Below are 21,251 nucleotides of genomic sequence, written 5' to 3'. Positions count from 1 at the left end.
CCGCCTGTGCCGGAGGCGGCGCGCCCGCGCCGGCGGCGGAGGAGAAGCCGGCCGCCGAAAAGCCTGCGGAGGAAAAGCCTGCGGAGAAGCGCGAGATCGTATGGATGGTCCGCACCAACGTGGTGGAGAACCCGTGGGAGCAGGACGTGGTCATCCCGGCCTTTGAGAAGGAATATCCGGATATCAAGATCAACCTGCTCATCATCGACCAGCCGGACATCGCCGTGAAGCGAGAGGCGATGATCGCCGCCGGTGAGCCGCTGCACGTCTGGTCCACCAACTGGGGCGGTGACGGCTTCGCCAGCGACCGCTATCGCGGCCTGATCATGAACCTGACCCCGCTCATCGAGCGTGACAACCTCGACCTGAGCGTGTTCATCCCCGAGGTGCTGGCCATCTACAACGTCGAGGGCAAGCAGTGGGGCCTGCCGTTCCTGACCACCGGCAGCTACGTGTTCTACAACATGGACATCTTCGACGAGGCCGGCATCCCCTATCCGCCCACGGACTGGGAGGACAAGACCTGGACATGGGACCGGATGCTGGACCTGGCCAAGAAGCTGACCAAGAACTACGATGATCCCACCACAGCCCAGTACGGCTGGATTCAGAACCGCCAGAACATCGAGGGCCCGGCCATGATCTTCGGCAAGTTCCCCTGGCCGGAGGGCACCTACGAGACCGGCTTCGCTCAGTCCATCAACCTGACGGATCCGGTGATCATCGACGCCTACCAGAAGCACCATGACCTGATCTACGTCCACAAGGTGCAGCCGGACGCCGCGGCCAGCGAGGCGCTGAGCCAGCTCGGTGGCGCCTTCGAGAGCGGCCGGGTGGCCATGTACGAGACCGGCGGCTGGGGCTGGTGGATCTTCTCCCGCATCAAGCCGGACGTGGAAGGCGGCTTCTGCTGGGGCGTGGCGCCTCTGCCCTGGGGTACCCCGGATGCGGATGTGCGCGCCGTCATCTACACCGATCCCTGGGTCATCACCCGCGGCCTGGAGGGGCAGGAGCTGGAGGACGCCTGGACGTTCGTCAAGTTCCTGGTGCGTGAGGACAACGCCCGCTCCTACATGAAGGCGACCAACACCCCGCCCACCCAGAAGAAGCTGCAGGAAGAGTGGTTCCAGCAGTTCGAGTGCATGGAGCCCGAGAAGGTCAAGGAAGTGTACCAGGGCGCCTTCCGCCACGGTCTGGAGTCCAGCAATCACCTGCTGGTGCGCTGGGACGAGCTGAACCAGATCTGGGGCAACGCGCTGGGTGCCTTCTTCAACGACCCGAACGGGCGAGCCGAGGATGTGCTGCCGCAGCTTGAGAAGGACCTGACCGAGGCGCTGCAGCGCATCGCCGAAGAAGAAGGTTGGGAGTTCAAGTAAGCCTCAGGCGGTGAGCGCGAGCTCATCCGCCGCGTGAACTCACGGGCGGGCAGGGCAAGCGTGGCCGACCTGCTGCCACGCGGCTCTGCCCGCCTTCGCTATCCGGACTCACACGATCGATGGGTTGGCCGTCATCTATGCGACGCGTGTACCTGCTTATCCTGTTCTTCCTCTCCGGGGTCAGTGGCCTGATCTACGAGATCGTCTGGGTACGTCAGGCCTCCCTGACCTTTGGCGTCAGCGTGTACGCCTACAGCACGATCCTGGCCGCTTACATGGGCGGGATGGCGCTGGGCAGCTACCTGTTGGGAAGGCGCATCGATGAGATCTCCCGCCCGCTCCGGGCCTATGCCATACTGGAGATCGGCATCGCGCTGCTGGCCGGGATCTCCCCGTTCGTGCTCACCGAGCTGAACGGGCTGTATGCTGCCATCACCCGGGCGACGCACCCCAGCCTGCCGTTGCTCACGTTGCTTCGCCTGTCGCTCTCCATCGTGGTGCTCGCCCCGCCGACGATCCTGATCGGCGCCACGTTGCCCGCGATGAGCCGCATCTATGCCACCCGTCCGGGCCGGATCGGTGGCGACGTCGGCTGGCTGTATGCAGCCAACACCGTGGGGGCCATGCTGGGCTGCCTGTTGACCGGCATCTCCTTCATCCGATTTCTGGGGGTGCTGGGGACCGTCCTCCTGGGCGTCACGATCAACCTGTTAGTGGCCATCGGCGCGCTGTGGCTGGATCGGACGTGGTCTCCCACGCCCGTCCCCCAGGAGACGCCAGCGCCTCGCCGCTCCCGCTCCAGGCGGCGACGTCCGTCCGAGCCCCAGAGCCGCCCCCTTTCCGAGCGGGCGATGCGCTATGTGGTGATCGGATACGGGCTGTCAGGGCTGGTCGCCCTGGGCTACGAGGTGGTATGGGCCCGGATCCTCTCCATCCACACCCTGCACGCCATCTACTCCTTCTCGCTGATGCTGACCGTCTTCCTGGGCGGGCTGGCGGTCGGCGGCGCGCTGGGAGCCCGCTGGGTCAGGCGACGCCCGGCGACCTTGACGACGTTCGGCTGGCTGCAGATCGGCATCGGCCTGCTGGCCATCGCCGCCCTGTTCATCTTCGCCAAGCTCCCCGCGCTGACCCTGGAGGGCGTGTTCGGCGGGTACAGCATCCCCAAGGAGATCCTCTACGAGATGCTCCTGGCGTTCATCACGCTGTTCCCTCCCACGGTCCTCATCGGCGCCGTGTTCCCCGTCGTGGGCAGCATTTACACCCGGGAGCGGGCGGAGAGGGTCGGGCTGCGCGTGGGGCTGATCAACGCCCTGAACACCGTGGGGGCGATCGCCGGGTCCCTGATCACCGGCTTCGTGCTGATCCCGCTGTTGGGGCTGCGTGACAGCGCGCTGGCCCTCTCGGCCGTGAACCTGCTGGTCGGGGCCGGGGCCATCTGGCTGGCGAGCCGTGAGCGGCCGGCGCTGCGCTGGGCGCCCATCCCCGCGCTGGGGCTGGCCATCCTGGCCGCGCTCATCATGCCCCCCGGGCTCTATTTGGGATTCCGCGAGGGGCCCTCGGAGTATCTGGTCTTCTACAAGGAGGGCGTGGAGACCACGGTGGCCGTGTTCGATGTGCCCGAGAAGAACTTCAAGGTCTCCTTTGTGAACGGCCGCATTGAGGTGCCCACCGACGAGGTCAGCATGCGCGCCTTTCGGCTGTTGGGCCACCTGCCGCCGCTGCTGCGGCCGGACGCCCGCAACGCGCTGGTGCTCAGCTTCGGGAACGGGATCGCCACCGGGTCCCTGGACACGCATCGCATCCCGGTGATCGAGGCCATCGACCTCTCCCCGGAGATGATCGAGGCCGCCGCCATCTATTGGGAGGAGAACTACAACGTCCTGAGGAGCCCGCGGCTACATCTGCGGGTGGAGGACGCGCGGAACTATCTCCTGCAAACGGACGAGCGATACGACATCATCTCCACGGACGCCACACACCCGTCCAACGCCAGCAGCTGGGCCCTGTTCACGCGCGAGTTCTACCAGACGGTGAAGCAGCGTCTGGCCCCTGATGGCGTGTTCATGCAATGGCTGCCCTTCCACAGCCTGTCCGAGGCGGACTACAAGGCGATCATCCGCACCTGCCGCAGCGTGTTCCCGCACACGACCCTGTGGTACACCGGGGGCAGCCACACCTTCCTGGTAGCGACGCCGGAGCGGCTGACGGAGGAGAGGCTGGCGGAGGTACTGGCCCGCGCGGCTGACGATCCGACCGTACTGGAAGACCTCGGTCCTCCGGACGTGATCCGGGGGTATCTCGCCATGGACGAGGACGAACTGGCCGAATACGTCGGAGAGGGCCCCCTGGTCACGGACGATAACGCCTTCTTCCTCCCCTCCAACGCGGAGACGATGAAGATCATGAGCACATTGCAGGCGGCGGTATCCCGGACGCGCTGATAGCCTCCGATCCCCTCTTGTGATACAATCCGGGCCATGAGCGCTCAAGAGCAGACTCTGACCTTCACTGTCACACAAGGAGGCCAACGCCTGGATCGATGGCTGGCGGAGGCGCTGCCGGATCGCTCCCGGGCGGAGATCCAACGCTGGATCAAGGAGGAGCGGGTCACGGTGAACGGGGCCTGCCTCAAGGCCAGCTACAGGCTCGAGCCGGGGGACGAGGTCGTGGTGCACGTTCCGCCTCCCCAGCCCACGGAGATCCAACCCGAGCCTATCCCGCTGGATATCCTGTACGAGGACGAGAACCTGCTGGTGATCAACAAACCGGCGGGCATGGTCGTGCATCCCGCCCCCGGCCGCGTGCATCGCAGCGGCACGCTGGTCAACGCGGTGCTGGCCCACGTGCCCGACCTCTCCGTCGGCGGCGAGCAACGTCCTGGCATTGTCCATCGGCTGGATAAGGACACGTCGGGCGTGATCCTGGTGGCGAAGAACGACAAGGCCCACCGGGCGCTGCAGGATCAATTCAAAGCCCGACAGGTGGAGAAAGCTTACCTGGCGTTGGTGGAGGGGGAGATCCCCGTGGCGCATGGGCGCGTGGAGGCGGCCATCGGCAGGGACCCGCGCCGCCGCCAGCGGATGGCCGTCGTCCCCGCGCACAAGGGGCGCGCCGCCGTGACCGATTTCACCGTGCGCGAGCGGTTCCCCGGATACACGCTGATCGAGGTGCGGCCGCGCACAGGCCGCACCCACCAGATCCGGGTGCATATGGCGTACATCGGGCACCCGCTGGTGGGCGATCCCGTGTACGGGCGCAGACGGAAGCGGCTGCACTGCCCTCGACAGTTCCTACACGCCCATCGGATCGGATTTCGTCTGCCGGATACGGACGAGTGGGTGGAGTTCACCGCTCCACTCCCTCCAGACCTGGAGGAGGTGCTTCGACGCCTGCGAGAGGGATAGGCCCGGCGGTCCGCCGCCCTGGCCATTTTTCCCCATTTGACGGAAGTGAATAAGTGTGAGATAATCCACCCAACTTGCGAACGGCGGTTTCCTTACCCACGCTCGTGGGGACATAACGATCAGTCAACAACTTCATATACCGGCGGCTTGTCCGCCCTGTCATCGCCATCCTAAACGGAGGAGGTGATGCTATGGATCACAGTAGTTGTAACCCCAGCGCCGTAGCATCGCCTCGGATCCTCCGATAATGCTACGGCGCACAGGGGCCTCTCCTTCGGGAGAGGCCTCGCCTCGTGTCCCGCCGACGCACTACACGGATGGGAAAACCAGGAACAGATCGTTTCCGCAGATCCGATTCATCACCCCCGCTCAGGCTATTGACAATCCCAAAAAATCATGCTACTGTTGCTGCCGACGGGTTTTCCGGATGAGAGAACGGGGGACCCTTCCCGGGAACGTGCAGCCGCGGATCCGCTTCCCGAGGGATTCCCCGAGGGGCCCCTGCAAGCATATCCCTCGTTGACGGGAGCGTGTTTCCATGTCAGGATCAGATGATCACCGAAATCAATATCCGCACCACCTGGCGCGATTCGCTTTCTCCGCCATCCTGGCGGGCGTGCTGGCTTTGATCCTCCTGGGCGCCGCGCAGGCTCAGGGCACCACCCCCGTCCCCGTCCCCATCCAGGGGCGGGTGACCCTCCAGCGCCCCAACAGCCCCCCGCCGAGCGAGCCCTGGGTCGTCCCCCTGGTGGTCGCCTTCTACCCGCCTGGGGAGTCCACGCCCATCGGCACCTATCTCGCCACCACGGACCTCAACGGCCATTTCGTCGTCACCCCCACCCTCGTCATCAGCGACGCCTACGACGTGCGCGTCAAGAACTTCCATACCCTGCGCAACGTGAAACGAAATGTCGTGGTCTACCCCAACATGACGCTGGATATGGGCACGCTGCTGGAGGGGGACGCCAACGATGACAACCGGGTTCGCATCAGCGACTTCGCCATCTTGCGCAACGCCTACTTCACGGATGAGGGCGACCCCGGCTTCGACCCGCGCGCCGATTTCGATGAGGACAATAAGATCCGCATTCGCGATTTCGCCCTCCTGCGCAGCAACTACTTCGCTACGGGCGACATCGAGGTCAGCACCACACCGGCCTCCGGACGCATGATGGAGGCCCCCAACGCGGGCGTGGATTTCGCCGTCGTCCCGGCCCGGCAACAGGTCGATGTCGGCGACACGGTCACGATCACCCTGGTCGCCGACGCTGACGGCCAGCCCATCGTGGGTGTGGACGTGCGCCTGACCTTCGACGCCACGCGGCTCCAGGGGATACGTTCGACCCCAGGATCGGCCTTCGACCTTATCCTGCAAAACAGCCTGGAGGAGGGCCGGCTGAGCTTCAGCGCGGCCACCTTCGGCCAGCCTGTGAGCGGTCGTCTGAATCTGGTGACGCTCACGCTCAAGGCGCTGTCCCCCACCCCTGGGACGGTGCTGCACCTGGCCGAGGTCGACGCCACCGATGAGGCCGGACGCTCCGTGGTGGGGAACACGCACGACGGCACGGTGCAAATCGGCACCAGCTTCAAGGTCCTGTATCTCCCGCTGCTGATGCGATAGGTCCCTACACCCCAGCCAACGAGCCCATATCAGAGAAGGAGAGGGATTGTGAGACGGAAGCTTCTCGTCCTGTTGGTGTTCCTGTGGTCACTCGCTTTGATCCGGCCGGCCTCTAGCGCGGTGGGCCAGGCGGGCACGGCCGACTTCGCCGTCCGCCCCAGCGTCAAAACCGTCACCGTCGGTGATATCTTCACCGTGGACATCCGCATCGAAGGAAGCGGCGAGGTGATCGGCGCGGATGCCGTCTTGCACTTCAACCCCACTTACCTGGAGATGCGACGCTTCATCGAGATCAACAACGGGCTGGACCCACTGCCCAGTCGGTTTGACAACACCACCGGCTATATCCAATACAGCAAGTCCAGCCTCAGCTCATCGGCAACCCCTACCTTCACCTTCGTGCGACTGGAATTTCGCGCCAAACAGGTCACCTCAGGGACGAGCCTGACCTTCGACACCAACGAGACGGACATCCAGGGGACCTCGGGCGGGATCCTCCGGAACCTCATCAACGGCACCATCGTCATCGAGCCGCCGCCCACCAACACACCGACGCCCACCATCACGCCGACGCCCACGGTGACGCCCACCCCCACGGAAACCCCAACGCCGACGATCACGCCCACGCCGACCAGCACGCCGACGGCGACGCCGACCGCCACGCCCGTTCCGGCCACCCTGTGTGCTCTGGTCTTCCTTGATCAGAACGGCAACCGCGTGCGAGAGTCGGAAGAGCCGCTGCTGGCCGATGCCCAGATCATCCTCTACGATGCCGCCTGGAGCACCCTGGGGCGATATACCACCGACGGCGCCCACGAGCCCTACTGCTGGACAGGGCTGTATCCCTCCTTCTACTACCTGGAGGAGATCAACCCGGCCGGTTACATCTCCACCGGGCCGGATCTATGGGCCGTTCCGCTGAACCCGGGCCAGGAGTTCACCGTTCAGTTCGGAGATCAACGGAGCGGCGCCCCTGCCTCCTACTACTACCTTCCCCTGCTATACCGGCAATGAACGAGAAAGGGGCGACCCTGCAATCGGGTCGCCCCTTAAGCACCTATGGAAGCGAACGGAGGCACGGCCTCGTATCCCTCAGGCATGGCCGCCGGGGACGCGCATGCAAGCCCCAAAGGGCCACACCCGGCGTCGATAGCCTACTGCAAATATTTCCCCCATATCTCGTAATGTCTCGGCTCGCCGATCAGCGCCAGCGCGACGTAGCGCGGCCGCCTGGGCTTGCTGCGCAGCCGCATCCCGGCCTGAGCCGGCGTCCGGTTCCCCTTGCGCTGGTTACAGGTCCGGCAGGCCGTGACGACGTTCTCCCAGGACGTCCCCCCACCCTGCGAGCGCGGCACCACGTGATCCAACGTCAGCTCCGACCGTCCCGGCTGAGCGCCGCAGTACTGGCACGTATAGTGATCCCGGGCCATGACGGTGCGACGGGTAAGAGGTACGCTCAACTGACGCGGCAGGCGCACGTAGTAGACCAGCCGGATGACCAGAGGCATCGGCAAGGACATGCGCTCAGAGCGCAACACCGCCTCAGCGGCCTCTACGATCTCAGCCTTTTCCTTCAGAAGGAGGATCACAGCCCGTTTGAGGGAGACGACACTGAGGGGTTCGTACGTTGCGTTGAGGACCAATACGCTATGCATGAGACGCGCCCCTAGCGAATGCGGAAACGCCCGACCCTATGGGGTAGAGCCGGGCGACGTCAGGGGTGACCAGTGGGACTTGAACCCACAGCCTTCTGGGCCACAACCAGATGCTCTGCCTCTTGAGCTATGGTCACCATGCGTTCGATCACAATGTGCTTGCGAGCTCATCGCTCGGTCAAGGGCAATGTTCTAGATTCCACGCACCCGTAGTATAATCAGAATCCTCCCGTTGTCAAATGAAATGGGCCCGGGATAGTCATCCCCGGGGACGTAGCCCCTCAAAGCACCCCGCCGCATTTCCATCGGAAAGATACACGACCGGCCATGGCCTGTATTTGACCGAAGCGCCCCCCTATGCTAGATTCGTGTGCGACACAAAGCGCCCCATGCAGACGATATTGCTCAGCGAGCATGGGTGTCCGCTGTTGCCGGGGTATCGCCTCTCGACATCGCCGGTCGGGAGGCACACCGCCCAGGCACATGGAGGAACCGCGCTGTATGGAATCCCATATGAGGGCATCGTCGACGATCTCAGGCGCCGGCCATCCATCCACGACCAGACCGATCATCGGGCCCGCGCTCGCCCGACCACGCCGCCCGACGGAGCCCGGAGAGCCGCTCTCCCGCTCGCTGACACGCCCTCTATCCACGCTGGCGGGGCTGGCCGGCATCGCCCTGAAACGCCTCTGGCATCACCCCGGGCTGACCCTGCTGGCCCTGCTGGGAATCGTCCTGGCCGTGGGGTTGATCACCAGCGCCTCCTTCTTCTCCCAAGCGGTCGACATGGTGATCCTGCGCCAGGAGCTGGCGGACCTGAGCCGGGTGACCGGCCGGCCGCCCTTCTCCACCCGCGTCTACTACTTCCCATCGCCGCGACGCCCGCTCACCCTGGAAGCCGCCGAGAAGATGGGGCGCCATGTGGCAGGCACGCTCTCCTCCGAAGTCGGATTGCCGCTGGAACACCTGGCGCTTCAGGTCGAAAGCGGCAGCATGATGCTGCAATCACGATCGGATGACACCCGATACCGCCCGGAACGATCGTTCATCACCACCGTCAACCTGACCTACGTGGAGGGCATCCAGGAGCACATGAGCATCGTCGCCGGCGAGCCCATGCAAGAGGGCACCTCCGGCGATATCCTGGAGGTGTGGATGCACGCCCAGTTGGCCGAGAAGATGGGCGTGCATGTGGGGGAGGAGTTCAACGTCTCAACGACCCTGGGGCAGACCCCCATCCCCGTTCGCGTGCAGGGGCTATGGCAGGCCAAGGATCCCGAGAGCCCTTACTGGTTCAGCAACCCGGATAAGACGCTACGAGAGTCGCTGATCGTGCGGCGGGAGGACTACATCGCCCGCGTGCAGCCGCTGGTCCCCGCCAAGACGAGGTTCGTCTCCTGGCACATCATCCTGGACGATCGCAAGCTCAACCCCGCGCACGCCCGGGAGTACGCCTCGGGCTTCGAGCGCGGCCTGGCCATCATCAACAAGTATCTGCCCGACGCCCGGCTGGATGTCTCCCCCCTCGATCCTCTCAAGGAGTTCGTGCGGCGGCAGACGACGCTCACCACCCTGCTTCTCGGCTTCAACATCCCGGCCCTGGGCTTCCTGCTCTACTTCCTGGTGCTGACCGCCGTCATCATCGCCCACTGGCAGCGCCGGGAGACGGCGATCATGGTCAGTCGGGGGATGGGGGTCTCGGGCGTTCTGGCCCTCACCCTGGTCGAGGAGATGCTCCTGTTGGTGATCGGATACCCCCTCGGCATCGGGTTCGGCATGTTGCTTGCCCGGGCCATGGGACACACCGTCAGCTTCCTCTCCTTCACGGGGGACCGGCCGCCCCTGCCCGTCTCCTTGTACGGCCTGAACATCCCGCTGATGCTGGCCGCGCTGGGGGTGATCCTGATCGCCCGGCTGTGGCCGGCAGCCCGGGTCGCCAAACAGAGCGTCGTGGAGCAGGAACGGGAATACGCCCGTCCGATCCGCCCCCCGTTCTGGCACCGATACTATCTGGATCTGCTGTTGGTGATCCCGACCGCCTACGCGTATCGTCAGCTGGCGGACAAGGGAACCCTGGCCATGCTGATCCACGACCGGCCGGAGGACATCTACCGGGATCCGCTGCTCGTCCTGGTGCCGGCGCTCTTCGTCCTGACGGCCGCGCTGCTGACCATGCGCATCTTCCCCATCCTCATGAACCTGATCGACTGGCTGGCCAGCAGAACCCCCTGGATCACGCCCCACCTGGCCCTGCGCCAGCTTGGGCGTCAAAGCCAAAACTATGTGAGCCCTCTCATCCTGGTGATCGTCTCCCTGGCCCTGGGGACGTACACCCTATCCCTGGCGGCCAGTCTGGATCAATGGCTCGTCGATCGGATCTATTACCAGGTGGGAACGGACCTCACCTTTGAGCCATACGTCGAGGGGGCGGAGGATACGGGCGACGCCGATTGGATTCCCACGCCCGGGGACTTCGCCGATCTTCCCGGCGTGGCCGCCGCCACCCGGGTAGGCGATTACCCCACGACGATCGATCTGGCCGATGGAAAGCGCGTTCGCGCCCGTTTCCTGGCCATTGATCGCCTGGATTTCCCATCGGTAGCCTGGTTCCGGAGCGACTTCGCGGACGAGTCCCTGGGGGCGCTGATGAACCGGCTGGCCCTCCTGCCGGATGGGATCCTGGTCCCGCAGGCGTTCCTGGATCTCCACCATCTCCAGATCGGCGACCAGATCCGGATGCGCGTGACGGTGGAGGACGGACTCTGGGTGGATTCCTCATTCACCATCGCGGGGACATATCGCTACTTCCCTACCGCGTACGAGGACCGCGTCACCGTGGTGGGGCATCTGGATTACCTCATCTCGTACTTCAGCATCACTCTGCCCCACAGGATCTGGATGCGCCTCCAGGAGGGCACAACCAGCGAGCAGGTATGGGCAGCCATCCCGGAGGTGGGGGTGGATGCCATCCGGCGGCAGGACGCGCCGACGACCATCGCCAAGGAGCAGGCGAAGATGGAGCGCGTCGGGGTGTTCGGCACCCTGTCCATCGGGTTCCTGGCCGCGGCGGCCATGGCGGCCCTGGGGCTCCTGGTGTACAGTTACGCCTCCCTCCAGGCGCGGCTCTATCGCTTTGCCGTGCTGCGAGCCGTGGGCCTGACGAGACGCCAGGTGGTCGGGCAGATCATCCTTGAGTACGGGATCCTGACGGTCTACGGAGCGGCAGCCGGCGCCATGATCGGCGCCGTGTCCTCCCAGCTATTCTCCCCCTTCTTCCGGATCACGGGAGAGAAGGGAGTCCCCCTCCCCCCCTTGATCCCGATCATCGCTCAGGACCGCATCACCTACCTCGCCGTCGCGTTCGCGGGGTTTATGGTCCTGCTGGAGCTCGGCGTCCTGGTGGCCGCCCTTTACCGCCGCCTGTTCGACGCCATCACCATGGGGCACCACGCGTAGGAGGCCTTCCCTGTCGGCTCATCCACGGAACGTACGCCGACGGCAGGGGCGTAGCACGCCACACCTTATACGGATCCGAACGCTTTCGGGACATGAGCCGTCACGGCGGAGCGGCCCGGCGGCCGGCTCCACGATCAGTCCACCGGAGAGGCACAACCACATGAAGAGACAGCTAGCCCAGGTGCAAGAATTCCACGAGGTCTTCGGCGCACACATCGAGCGCCGCCCCACCGCTCGCCTTCCTCGCGAGCTCATCGAGATGCGGGCTACCCTGATCGAGGAGGAACTCGCCGAATATCGAGAGGCCAGCCGGAAGGGAGACCTCGTCGAAATCGCCGACGCGCTCACCGACCTGCTCTACGTGGTCCTGGGGACTTTCATCACCCACGGCCTGCAGGAGGCGGCCGTCGAGCTGTTTGACGAGGTGCACCGGAGCAACATGAGCAAGCTGGACGAGAACGGGCGAGCGATCTTCCGGGAGGATGGCAAAGTACTGAAATCTTCCGCCTACTTTCCCCCCGACCTGGCGTCCATCCTGGCGAGATACGGAGATCCGTCCGAAGAGGCGCGCGAGCGCACGCAGTAGGCAGGCAGCGGAAAGGTGTGTGAAAGCGAATGCCATCCACCAGACGAGTGGTCGGGGTCGGAACCGTCCTGCTCCTGAGCGTCGGCCTCGATCAGGCGACGAAGGCGATCGCTCACCAATATCTATCCCAAAGGCCGCCCATCAGCCTCCTGAACGATACGCTTCGGCTCCAGTTCGCCAGGAATACGGGGGCCTTCCTGAGCCTGGGCTCGACACTGCCCCACGATATCCGCTATTGGCTCCTGACCGTGAGCGTCGCCATCCTGTTGTCAGGGCTCCTCATCGTCGCCCTCTTCTACAGGAAATTACCTTACACCGATGCCCTCCTGCTCGCCCTGGTCATCGGCGGAGGAGCCAGCAACCTCTACGATCGAATGATTCATGACGGCGCCGTGACGGACTTCTTGAACGTGGGAATCGGACGCATGCGAACGGGCGTCTTCAATCTCGCGGACGTGGTCATCATGCTCGGGGTCGGAATACTGTTTCTGCGTCATCTCAGATCCGGAGAGCCAGACGACACGCCGCGATAGCGCGTGCTACTCCGCCCATCCATCACTCACAGGAGGAGACCCCCATGGATTGGCAAGCTCGCTGGATATGGATCGCCGGGGAGGATGCGCCCCGGAACTTCCATCTGTGCGCACGCCGTAGCTTCCAGGCGGCACCCGACCTCACCCGGGCGACGCTCTCCATCACCGCGGACAGCCGGTACGTGCTCTACCTGAACGGCGAGTGGATCGGCCGCGGTCCCGTGAGGTCGTTCCCGTTCCACCAACGCTACGACGTGTATGATCTCACCGCCCGGCTGCGGCCCGGACGCAACGTGTTGGCCGTGCTGGTGCGCCACTTCGGCGAGTCCACGTTCCAGTATATCCTCGGGCGCGGCGGCCTCCTGGCCCAGTTGGACCTGAGCTATGCGGATGGGCACGCGGAAGTGGTGATCACGGACCACCGCTGGCGGGTCTGCGAGCATCGCGGCTACGCCGTGGACGCCCCGCGCCTCTCCGTACAACAGGACTTCGAGGAGCAGTTCGACGCCGCGGCCGAGCCTCAGGACTGGACCGCGATCGACTACGACGACAGCGGATGGCTCGACGCGGTGGAGATCGGCCCGGCCGAGACGGGCCCATGGAGCGGCCTCGCCCCCCGAGACATCCCGTTCCTGACCGAGGATCCGGTGATCCCCGTCCACGTCCTGCGGACGCGAGCCGTGCGCCCGCCCGCCCTGGCGGCCGCGGTGGACTATCGCGTCACGCTCATGCCGGGAATCAAGGATTCAAACCGTCATCAGACGGACGGCCTGCTGGCGACTGTGATCCACGCCGATCGCCCGCAGCAGGTGACGATCTACCAGCACTGGGGGCTGAACTTTCCCGTCCGCCTGGACGGGCGGGATATCGACGTGAGGCGAGGGGATGTGACGCTCCCGCTCGATGCGGGCGATCACCTGCTGCTGATCGACGTCACCGGCACCCACCACCCGAAGCAGTGCACGGTCGTGGTGGATGGTGAGGACCCGGCCTCGCTCTCGTTCCGATCGTTGCCCGGCCTCCCCGCCGAGCTGCCGTGGGCCACAGCCGGCCCCTTCGGGGAGGATACGGCCGCCCGAACGGCTGTGTGGGATTGCGAGACGCCGGAGGCGATGCGCCCCCATCTGCGGTGGCTCCAACCGATCCCGAAGCCCTATTACACCCATCGGCCCATCGCCGCCATCACCATGTTTCAGAGCGAGATTCCCTCGGCGAGCCCCCGCATCGAGAATATGGAGCTCCTGTGCGCCCTCAGCGACAACGTGACGACGATCTTCCCCGCGTCGGAGGGGGCGGACACGGAGCTGCTGATCGACTTCGGGCGGGAGCTCGTGGGGTTCCTGGATTTTGAGATCGAGGCGCCCGCCGGGGCCGTGCTGGACTTCAACCTGTTTGAGGCCATCGAGGACGGCCGCATTCACTACACGGAGGGGCTGAACAACGCCCTCCGTTACGTAGCGCGAGAGGGATGGCAGCGCTACACGGCCATCGCCCGACGCGGCTTCCGCTACGCGTTGCTGACGGTGCGCAACCCAAGCGGCCCGGTACGCATCCGCCGCCTCTCCTGCCTTCTGAACACGTACCCCCTCGCCGAGCGGGGCGCGTTCCGCTGCTCCGATCCGCGGCTCAACCAGGTGTGGGAGATGAGCCGTTACACCATCCGGCTGTGTGCCGAGGACACCTTCGTCGATTGCCCCGCCTACGAGCAGACCTTCTGGGTAGGTGACGCCCGCAACGGGGCGCTGATCACGTATGCAGGCTACGGCGATCTCGCCCTCGCCCGGCGATGCTGGCTTCTGGCCGCCGAGTCCCTGGCCCGCTCGCCGTTGGTGGAGTCACAGGTGCCCAGCGGATGGCAGAACATTCTGACCGCCTGGTCCCTGCTCTGGGTGTTGGCCTGTGAGGAATTCTACCAGTATTCCGGGGACCTGGACTTCGTGCGCCAGATCTACCCGGCCGTACGCCAGCAGGCGGAGAACGTCCTGCGCATGCTCAACGCGGACGGCCTGTTGGAGATCAAGGCGTGGAACATGCTGGACTGGGCGCCCATGGATACGCCATGGGAGGGCGTTGTGACCCACCAGAACGCCTGGCTGGTGGAGGCGCTGCGCCGCACGGCGCGCTTGGCCGATCTCCTGGGGAGGGCCGAAGACGCTCAGCGGTATCAGGAGAGGGCCGAAGCGCTCAAGGCCGCCATCAACGCCCATCTATGGTCGGAGGAACATCAGGCTTACATCGATTGCATTCGCGCTGACGGCACCCGCAGTCCGGTGATCTCCCAGCAGACCAACACGGTGATCTACCTATGCGATGTCGCCACGCCCGAGCGTCGTCCCCTGATCGAGCGGTATCTCAGGGACGCGCCGGAGGGATGGGTGCGCATCGGCAGCCCCTTCATGATGTTCTTCACCTTCGAGGCGCTGGCGAAACGGGGTGACTTCGAGGGGATCCTGGAGATCACGCGACGGCGCTGGGGGGAGATGCTGGACAAAGGCGCCACCACCTGCTGGGAGACCTTCCCGGGCTTCGATCCACGCTGGTGGACCCGCAGCCATTGCCACGCCTGGTCGGCCGCGCCTACCTACTTCCTGAGCACCTACCAGCTCGGCGTGCGCCCGCTGAGTCCTGGCTTCGGCCGGGTGCTCATCGCGCCGATCCCCGCGGGACTGACCTGGGCGCGCGGCCGCTTCCCCACGCCGCACGGCGAGATCTCGGCTCATTGGGAACAGGGCGAGGGGCGATTCGACCTGACCGCCGGGCTCCCCCAGGGGGTGGAAGCCCGGATACGCCTGCCCGATCTCGTGCCGGCCGAGGCGACGGTGGATGTCGCCGGCGCGGGGCCAGCCACCTGGAAGCCCACAGGATGGGAGGTGGAGGCACCCGACGGCAGCCAGGTGACGATTCACGCCCGGTGGTAACACCCCACGCGAACGCCCGCATACGACAAAGGCGTCGGCCCGTCGAAGCGATGGGCTGACGCCTTCGCTATTCACCCACGGGCGCCCGTCTGACCCCCTGGGCCAGGGAGGCCGCCAGCGCCCGGATTCGCTCCACCGGCTTCTCGCTCAACCCTAACTTGACCAGCGCCGATCCGACCACCACCCCATCGGCGATACGAGCCACCTGGGCCGCCTGCTCCGGCTTGGAGATCCCGAACCCTACGGCCAGCGGCAGATCCGTGGCCGCCCGCACGCGCGCCACGAAAGCCGCCAGATCAGGGGGGAGTTGGTCCCGCGCCCCGGTGATCCCTGTCACGCTCACCAGGTAGACGAAGCCGGTGGCCGCCTGCGTCACGATCCGGATGCGATCCTCGGTCGACGTGGGCGCCAACAGGGGGATGAACGCCAGCCCGTGGGCGCGGCAGCGTGCGATCATCTCCTGACCATCGCGCTCGTCCGGCGGCAGATCGGGGACGATGAAGCCGTCCGCGCCAAAGGCCGCTGCGTCCCGACACAGCGCCTCGATGCCGTAAGCCAGGAACGGGTTGTAGTATCCCATCAACACCAGCGGGATCGAGACCCCGCGCTGGCGCAGCCGATAGACGACCTGCAACACATCGGCCACGGAGGTCCCGTGCTCCAGGGCCGTCTGCGCGGCCGCCTGGATGGTAGGGCCATCCGCCAGCGGATCGGAGAACGGCACGCCTACCTCGATCAGATCCGCGCCGGCCTCCACCAACGCCGCCAGCACCTCCACGCTGGTCTCCAGGTCGGGATATCCCACGGTGTAATAGGGCATGAAGGCCGCCCGGCCCTCCGCCCGCGCGGCCTTGAAAACGGCCGTAATGCGTCCAACTCCGTTATCGCTCAATCGCCCAACCTCCTCACGATCTGCAAAGGCTCAGCCTCATCCATCGAGCGTATCTGAAAATTCACCGGCAGGGTCTCTGAGGACCTCCCTCAGCTACAGGCTTCACAGGGGGAGGTGTGGAGGGGCTCCCCCTCCACGGAATCCTTCCCTTTCCAGCCTGCACCTGCCTTTCTCGGCCCTTTCCGCAGGGATCTGGGCCGAGACCCAGCAGGTCAAGTTCCTGGTAGGCACGGTGTCACCGTGCCCACCCCTAGGCAATCGCTGCGCCAAGGGAAGGGGAACCAAGGTCATACCACGACGTCCCCGTCTCCCTCTCCCAACGCCTTCATCACCGTGCCCAGGTCCTTATCGCCGCGGCCGGAGAGGTTCACGAGGATGATCTGGTCTCGCGATAGCTGAGGGGCGAGCCGGATGGCATGGGCCACGGCGTGGGCCGACTCCAGCGCGGGGATGATCCCCTCCAGCTCGCAGAGCATCTGGAACCCCTGCAGCGCCTCCTCGTCGGTCACGTACGTGTACTCGGCCCGGCCGATCTCTCGCAGCAGGGCATGCTCCGGCCCCACGCTGGCGTAGTCCAATCCCGCCGAGATGGAATGCGTCAACGCGATCTGCCCATCCTCCGTCTGCAGCACGTACGACTTGGTGCCATGCAACACGCCCAGCCGGCCCATCGCGGGGTCGGCGAACCGGGCCGCGTGCTGTCCCGTCGCGATCCCCAGCCCGCCCGCCTCCACGCCGATCAACCGCACGTCCTCATCCTCGATGAAGGGATAGAAGAGGCCGATGGCGTTCGATCCGCCCCCCACGCAGGCGATCAACACGTCGGGTAAACGCCCAACCTGCTCCAGCATCTGGCGACGCGCCTCCCGACCGATGACGCTCTGGAAATCCCGCACCATCATCGGGTACGGATGCGGGCCCAGAACCGAGCCCAGCAGGTAGTGGGTCGTGCACACGTTGGTCACCCAATCCCGGATGGCCTCGTTGATGGCGTCCTTCAACGTTCGGCTACCCGCGTCCACCGGCCGGACCGTGGCGCCCAGCAACCGCATCCGAAACACGTTGGGCCGCTGCCGCTCCATGTCGACCGTGCCCATATAGACCACGCACTCGATCCCCAGCAGCGCGCAGGCGGTGGCCGTCGCCACGCCATGTTGCCCCGCCCCCGTCTCGGCCACGATACGACGCTTTCCCATGCGCCGGGCCAGCAACGCCTGTCCCAGCGCGTTGTTGATCTTATGCGCGCCAGAGTGCGCCAGGTCCTCTCGCTTCAGATAGATCTGCGCGCCGCCCAGGTGGGCGCTCAGTCGACGGGCGAAGGTGATGGGCGTCGGACGCCCCACGTACGTCCGGAAGAGGTGATCCAACTCCTCCTGGAAGGCGCGGCTCTCCGCAGACTCCCGGTACGCCTCTTCCAGCTCGTCCAACGCGGGCATCAACGTCTCCGGCACGAACTTGCCGCCATAGGGGCCGAACCAGCCCTGCGCATCAGGCTGTCGCCATGGGTGGATCGTGAGCTGTCCCTCTTGCGTTCTCAAACGTTTCTCAGTCAATGCCAATCTCCTGTATCAGCCGTCGATCACCAGCAAGCGCATCCGTAGTGGCCCCGCATCTCTGGGGTGGCTCGGAGGAGCTGCCGCCCCTCCGAAGAACTCTACTTTCAGCCCCTCACCTGCCCCGTGGGGCCAGAGGCCACCGGCCAATGCCCCAACCAGGCAGGGAAAAGGCGAGAAAAAGGGTTTTCCTGCGGAGGGGCTTCCCCTCCGCACCTCTCCTTTCAGGTGCGACCGCCCGTGGAAGGAAAAAGCGACTGGCGGGGGCCTCGCTCATGCTGTTCAGTTGATGCGAATAAGGCGACGCATTTTATGAGGGATGAGGCAGATTCCGCACTGCTCTCGTCGGACGAATCAATCGACATACAGGGAGTGTCTGCTGAAGATGCGTCGCCCCTACCTTCCCCCCTTCCAATATAAGCGATATCCGGAAAGCGCTAGCCATGAGCAAGGAGATGGGGCTCGCTCAGGAGCAGGGCGACCAGGCTTTGCGTATCCTTGATCTCACCGGACCGGGCCATACGCAGCGCTTCCTCAACGGGGACCCGATGGACCTCGATCACCTCGGTCTCCTCGCAATGTGGGGCGCCGTCCAGTCGTACCCCCGTGGCCAAAAAGATGTGCTGGACCGCATCCGAGGTCCCGACCGCCGCGTACAGCCAGCCCAGATACAGCAACGCCTGGCACGACGCGCCCGCCTCCTCGGCCAGCTCCTCCCGGGCCACATCCTCCAGGCTCTGCCCTGGGCGATTCCCCAGGCCGCCCGCGGGCACCTCCCAGCACCACGCGTCAACCGTGTACCGATAGCTACGGATCAACACGATCTCCCCTTCAGGGGTGACGGGTACCACGGTGACGAAGCCGGGGTGCTCCTGATAGGTGAACGTGATCTCCCGGCCGTTGGGCAGCCGCACCTGATCCTGTCGCAGATTGTGCCACTGGCTCTCATACAGGTATCGCGTGCTCAGGAGATGCCAGCCGACGCGCCGGCCGTTCGGCTTCTCCTGACGCGCATCCGTCCGGCTCATAGCTCGCCTCCCGCGGCGCGAGCGGCCATGACGAACGCCCACACCCGCCCGTGATCCTTGTATCGCGGGCGCGCCTCCACGCCGCTGCTGACGTCCACCCCCCACGGCCGCGTCTGCTCGATGGCGGCTGCCACGTTATCCGGCGTAAGCCCCCCGGCCAGGAGCAGGCGGGGGCACCGCGACACCAATGCCTGGGCGATCCTCCAGTCTCCTACCTGGCCGGTTCCACCATAGGCGCCCGGGTGATACGCGTCCACCAGCAGCTGCGGCAGGCGATCATCCTCCGGCGCCGCCGGAAGATAGCGCGCCGCGTCGGCCTCCGCACATTCCACAGCGTGCGGCCGCAGCGCCTTAAAAGCCCGCCCCTCCATCGCCCGTACCAGGGCCGGCGGCTCCTCCCCGTGCAGCTGGGCCAGGTCGAACCCGGCGATCCGCATCACCCGCTCGATCTCATCCTGCGTGGCGTTGACGAACACGCCCACCGTGAGCACGGGGGCCTCCTCCGCCCGCAGGGCGGCTACGATCCGCCCCGCTTCCTCGGGGGTCACATACCGAGGCGAGCGCGAGTAGCAGATGAATCCCAGAAAGTCAGCCCCGGCGGCGACCGCCACCCGGGCGTCCTCGATGTTCGTGATCCCGCAGATCTTCACCTTCACGGGCGCCTCCAGGCCAGGTCCCAGCTTCCTATCGAGATCACAGTGCGATCCCCAGCGCCTCCAGCAGGATCTGCGCCAGCGGCGCGATGACGATGGCGGGCAGCATGTTGGCCACGCGAATGCGTCGCAGGTCCAGCAGGATCAGCGAGATCCCCAGGATCAGCACGCCGCCCGCGGCCGTCATCTCGACCACCCAGGGGGTCTGCCGGGTGACCTCCCCCAGCATGTTCCCCATCCCCATGGCGATCAGGCTGAGCCCGCCCTGATAGATCAGGATCGTGATGATCGAAAGGATCACCCCCGGCCCCAGCGTCGCCGAGAAGGCCAGGGCCGCGAAGCCGTCCAGCATCGCCTTGATGGCCAGTAGGCTGTAGTCGCCCGTCAGGCCATCCTGAATGGATCCCAGGATGGTCAGCGGTCCCACGCAGAATACCAGGCTGGCGGTCACGAACGCCCGAGTGATGGAACGCTCGTCTGTGGAGCCCATGGCGTCGCCCACACGCTCCTCCAGCCATCGCCCGGCCGCCTCCAGCCCATCCTCAATGCGCCACCACTCCCCCAAAACGCCGCCCACCAGCACGCTGCCCATGACCAGCAGGATGTTGTGGGTCCCCAACGCCATCTGCATGCCCACCACAGCGGTCACCAGCCCCAGGCCGCTCATCACGGTCCCCCGCATCTTATCCGGCAGGCGATTGCCCAGGAAGGAGCCCAGGAGCCCCCCTAGCAGCACGGTCGTGATGTTGATCAGTGTTCCGGTCAAGGGTCACACCTCTGGAGTGTTGCGTGATGCGTGATGCGTATTGCGTGTTGCGTGATGCGTATTGCGTGTTGCGTATCGCGTGGTGCGGGATGGAGAAAAGGTAAGGGGTGAAGCGTAAGGAGTGAAACGTGAACGCTCCCCGCCTCACGCTCCCCGCTCCCCAGCTCGCGCCAGTGCCCGGACCAACCGGGGGCGCTCCGCGGGATCAGCTTTGACCAGCGTCTCCCCTACCAACACGGCGTCGGCTCCCATCTCATACACCCGGCGGATGTCGTCCGGGGTGCGGATGCCGCTCTCCGACACGACGATGCACTCCTCCGGGATGCGCGGCCGCAATCGGGCCGTCGTCTCCAGGTCAACGCGGAAGGTGCGCAGGTCCCGATTGTTGATACCCAGCACCCTGGCCCCGGCCGCCAGGGCACGGTCCACATCCGCCTCGTCGTGCACCTCCACCAGGGGCGTCATGTGGAGGCGCTGCGTCTCCGCGATGAGCCGCCGCAGCTCGTGATCGCTCAACACGGCGACGATGAGCAACACCGCGGCGGCCCCGGCCGCCCGGGCCTCCACGACTTGATAGGGGTCGAAAATGAAGTCCTTGCGCAGGAAGGGCAGTGGCCGACCGATAGCCTCCAGCCGCTCCCTCGCCAGCACCAGATGGGAGATGTGCCCCTGGAAGAAGCGGGCATCGGTCAGGCAGGAGATGGCGGCGGCGCCGTTTCGAGCGTATGTCTCCGCCAGCGCCTCCGGGTCAAAGTCCCGGCAGAGGAGGCCGCGTGTGGGAGAGGCTCGCTTGATCTCCGCGATGAG

The 21,251-nt window shown here is 65.6% G+C and carries 16 protein-coding genes and 1 tRNA gene; 9 read left to right on the top strand and 8 right to left on the bottom strand.

Features of this window, described 5'->3' with window-relative positions:
• The 5 genes from GXP39_14340 to GXP39_14320 form a co-directional block, all read left to right on the top strand.
• Positions 1 to 1,376: extracellular solute-binding protein (locus GXP39_14340; protein ID NOZ29211.1), on the top strand; the 1,376-nt coding region annotated here is incomplete at its 5' end.
• 137 nt (positions 1,377 to 1,513) lie between these two features.
• A complete protein-coding gene (locus tag GXP39_14335) occupies positions 1,514 to 3,820 on the top strand; it encodes a spermine synthase (GenBank protein NOZ29210.1) in 2,307 nt (768 codons plus the stop codon).
• A 36-nt stretch (positions 3,821 to 3,856) separates the two neighbouring features.
• Entirely contained in the window at positions 3,857 to 4,783 is a 927-nt protein-coding gene (locus tag GXP39_14330; GenBank protein NOZ29209.1) for an RluA family pseudouridine synthase, read from the top strand.
• Between the two features lie 538 nt (positions 4,784 to 5,321).
• Complete coding sequence (locus GXP39_14325) at positions 5,322 to 6,404, top strand: hypothetical protein (GenBank protein ID NOZ29208.1); 1,083 nt, start codon at positions 5,322 to 5,324, stop codon at positions 6,402 to 6,404.
• 48 nt (positions 6,405 to 6,452) lie between these two features.
• A complete protein-coding gene (locus GXP39_14320) occupies positions 6,453 to 7,418 on the top strand; it encodes a hypothetical protein (protein NOZ29207.1) in 966 nt (321 codons plus the stop codon).
• A 140-nt stretch (positions 7,419 to 7,558) separates the two neighbouring features.
• Here the strand turns inward: GXP39_14320 and GXP39_14315 are convergent, their stop codons facing one another.
• Together GXP39_14315 and GXP39_14310 are read right to left on the bottom strand one after the other, a co-directional pair.
• Entirely contained in the window at positions 7,559 to 8,059 is a 501-nt protein-coding gene (locus GXP39_14315) for an HNH endonuclease (protein NOZ29206.1), read from the bottom strand.
• A gap of 64 nt (positions 8,060 to 8,123) precedes the next feature.
• Positions 8,124 to 8,196, bottom strand: a tRNA-His gene (locus GXP39_14310).
• Positions 8,197 to 8,572: 376 nt separating this feature from the next.
• On the opposite strand from GXP39_14310, the gene GXP39_14305 reads away from it, so the two are divergent.
• The 4 genes from GXP39_14305 to GXP39_14290 all read left to right on the top strand — a co-directional run bounded on the left by GXP39_14305 (position 8,573) and on the right by GXP39_14290 (position 15,552).
• Positions 8,573 to 11,515, top strand: coding sequence for an ABC transporter permease (locus tag GXP39_14305; protein NOZ29205.1), 2,943 nt, complete (start codon positions 8,573 to 8,575; stop codon positions 11,513 to 11,515).
• Positions 11,516 to 11,675: 160 nt separating this feature from the next.
• On the top strand, positions 11,676 to 12,101 hold the full coding sequence (locus GXP39_14300) for a nucleoside triphosphate pyrophosphohydrolase family protein (protein ID NOZ29204.1): 426 nt from the start codon (positions 11,676 to 11,678) through the stop codon (positions 12,099 to 12,101).
• Positions 12,102 to 12,130: 29 nt separating this feature from the next.
• The gene (gene lspA / locus GXP39_14295; protein NOZ29203.1) at positions 12,131 to 12,634 is read left to right on the top strand and encodes a signal peptidase II; all 504 of its coding nucleotides are present in this window, start codon (positions 12,131 to 12,133) and stop codon (positions 12,632 to 12,634) included.
• A gap of 44 nt (positions 12,635 to 12,678) precedes the next feature.
• Complete coding sequence (locus tag GXP39_14290; protein NOZ29202.1) at positions 12,679 to 15,552, top strand: family 78 glycoside hydrolase catalytic domain; 2,874 nt, start codon at positions 12,679 to 12,681, stop codon at positions 15,550 to 15,552.
• Positions 15,553 to 15,619: 67 nt separating this feature from the next.
• On the opposite strand, the gene GXP39_14285 is transcribed toward GXP39_14290, so the two are convergent.
• The 6 genes from GXP39_14285 to trpC all read right to left on the bottom strand — a co-directional run.
• Entirely contained in the window at positions 15,620 to 16,444 is an 825-nt protein-coding gene (locus tag GXP39_14285) for a tryptophan synthase subunit alpha (GenBank protein NOZ29201.1), read from the bottom strand.
• A gap of 287 nt (positions 16,445 to 16,731) precedes the next feature.
• Positions 16,732 to 17,880, bottom strand: a complete 1,149-nt coding sequence (gene trpB / locus GXP39_14280) for a tryptophan synthase subunit beta (GenBank protein NOZ29200.1) — start codon at positions 17,878 to 17,880, stop codon at positions 16,732 to 16,734.
• 554 nt (positions 17,881 to 18,434) lie between these two features.
• Positions 18,435 to 19,025 carry an NUDIX hydrolase gene (locus tag GXP39_14275; GenBank protein NOZ29199.1) on the bottom strand — a complete coding sequence of 197 codons (591 nt, stop codon included), beginning with the start codon at positions 19,023 to 19,025 and terminating at the stop codon, positions 18,435 to 18,437.
• Positions 19,022 to 19,681 (bottom strand): phosphoribosylanthranilate isomerase, encoded by a 660-nt coding sequence (locus tag GXP39_14270; protein NOZ29198.1) that lies wholly within the window; start codon positions 19,679 to 19,681, stop codon positions 19,022 to 19,024. Before GXP39_14270 ends, GXP39_14275 begins: the two co-directional genes overlap by 4 nt.
• 37 nt (positions 19,682 to 19,718) lie before the next feature.
• A complete protein-coding gene (locus GXP39_14265) occupies positions 19,719 to 20,444 on the bottom strand; it encodes a DUF554 domain-containing protein (protein ID NOZ29197.1) in 726 nt (241 codons plus the stop codon).
• Positions 20,445 to 20,588: 144 nt separating this feature from the next.
• Positions 20,589 to 21,251: indole-3-glycerol phosphate synthase TrpC (gene trpC / locus GXP39_14260; GenBank protein ID NOZ29196.1), on the bottom strand; the 663-nt coding region annotated here is incomplete at its 5' end.

It is taken from the genome of Chloroflexota bacterium (assembly GCA_013152435.1).
In the GTDB taxonomy this organism is placed as follows: Bacteria; Chloroflexota; Anaerolineae; order DUEN01; family DUEN01; genus DUEN01.
This window is presented reverse-complemented; position numbering and strand designations above follow the sequence as displayed.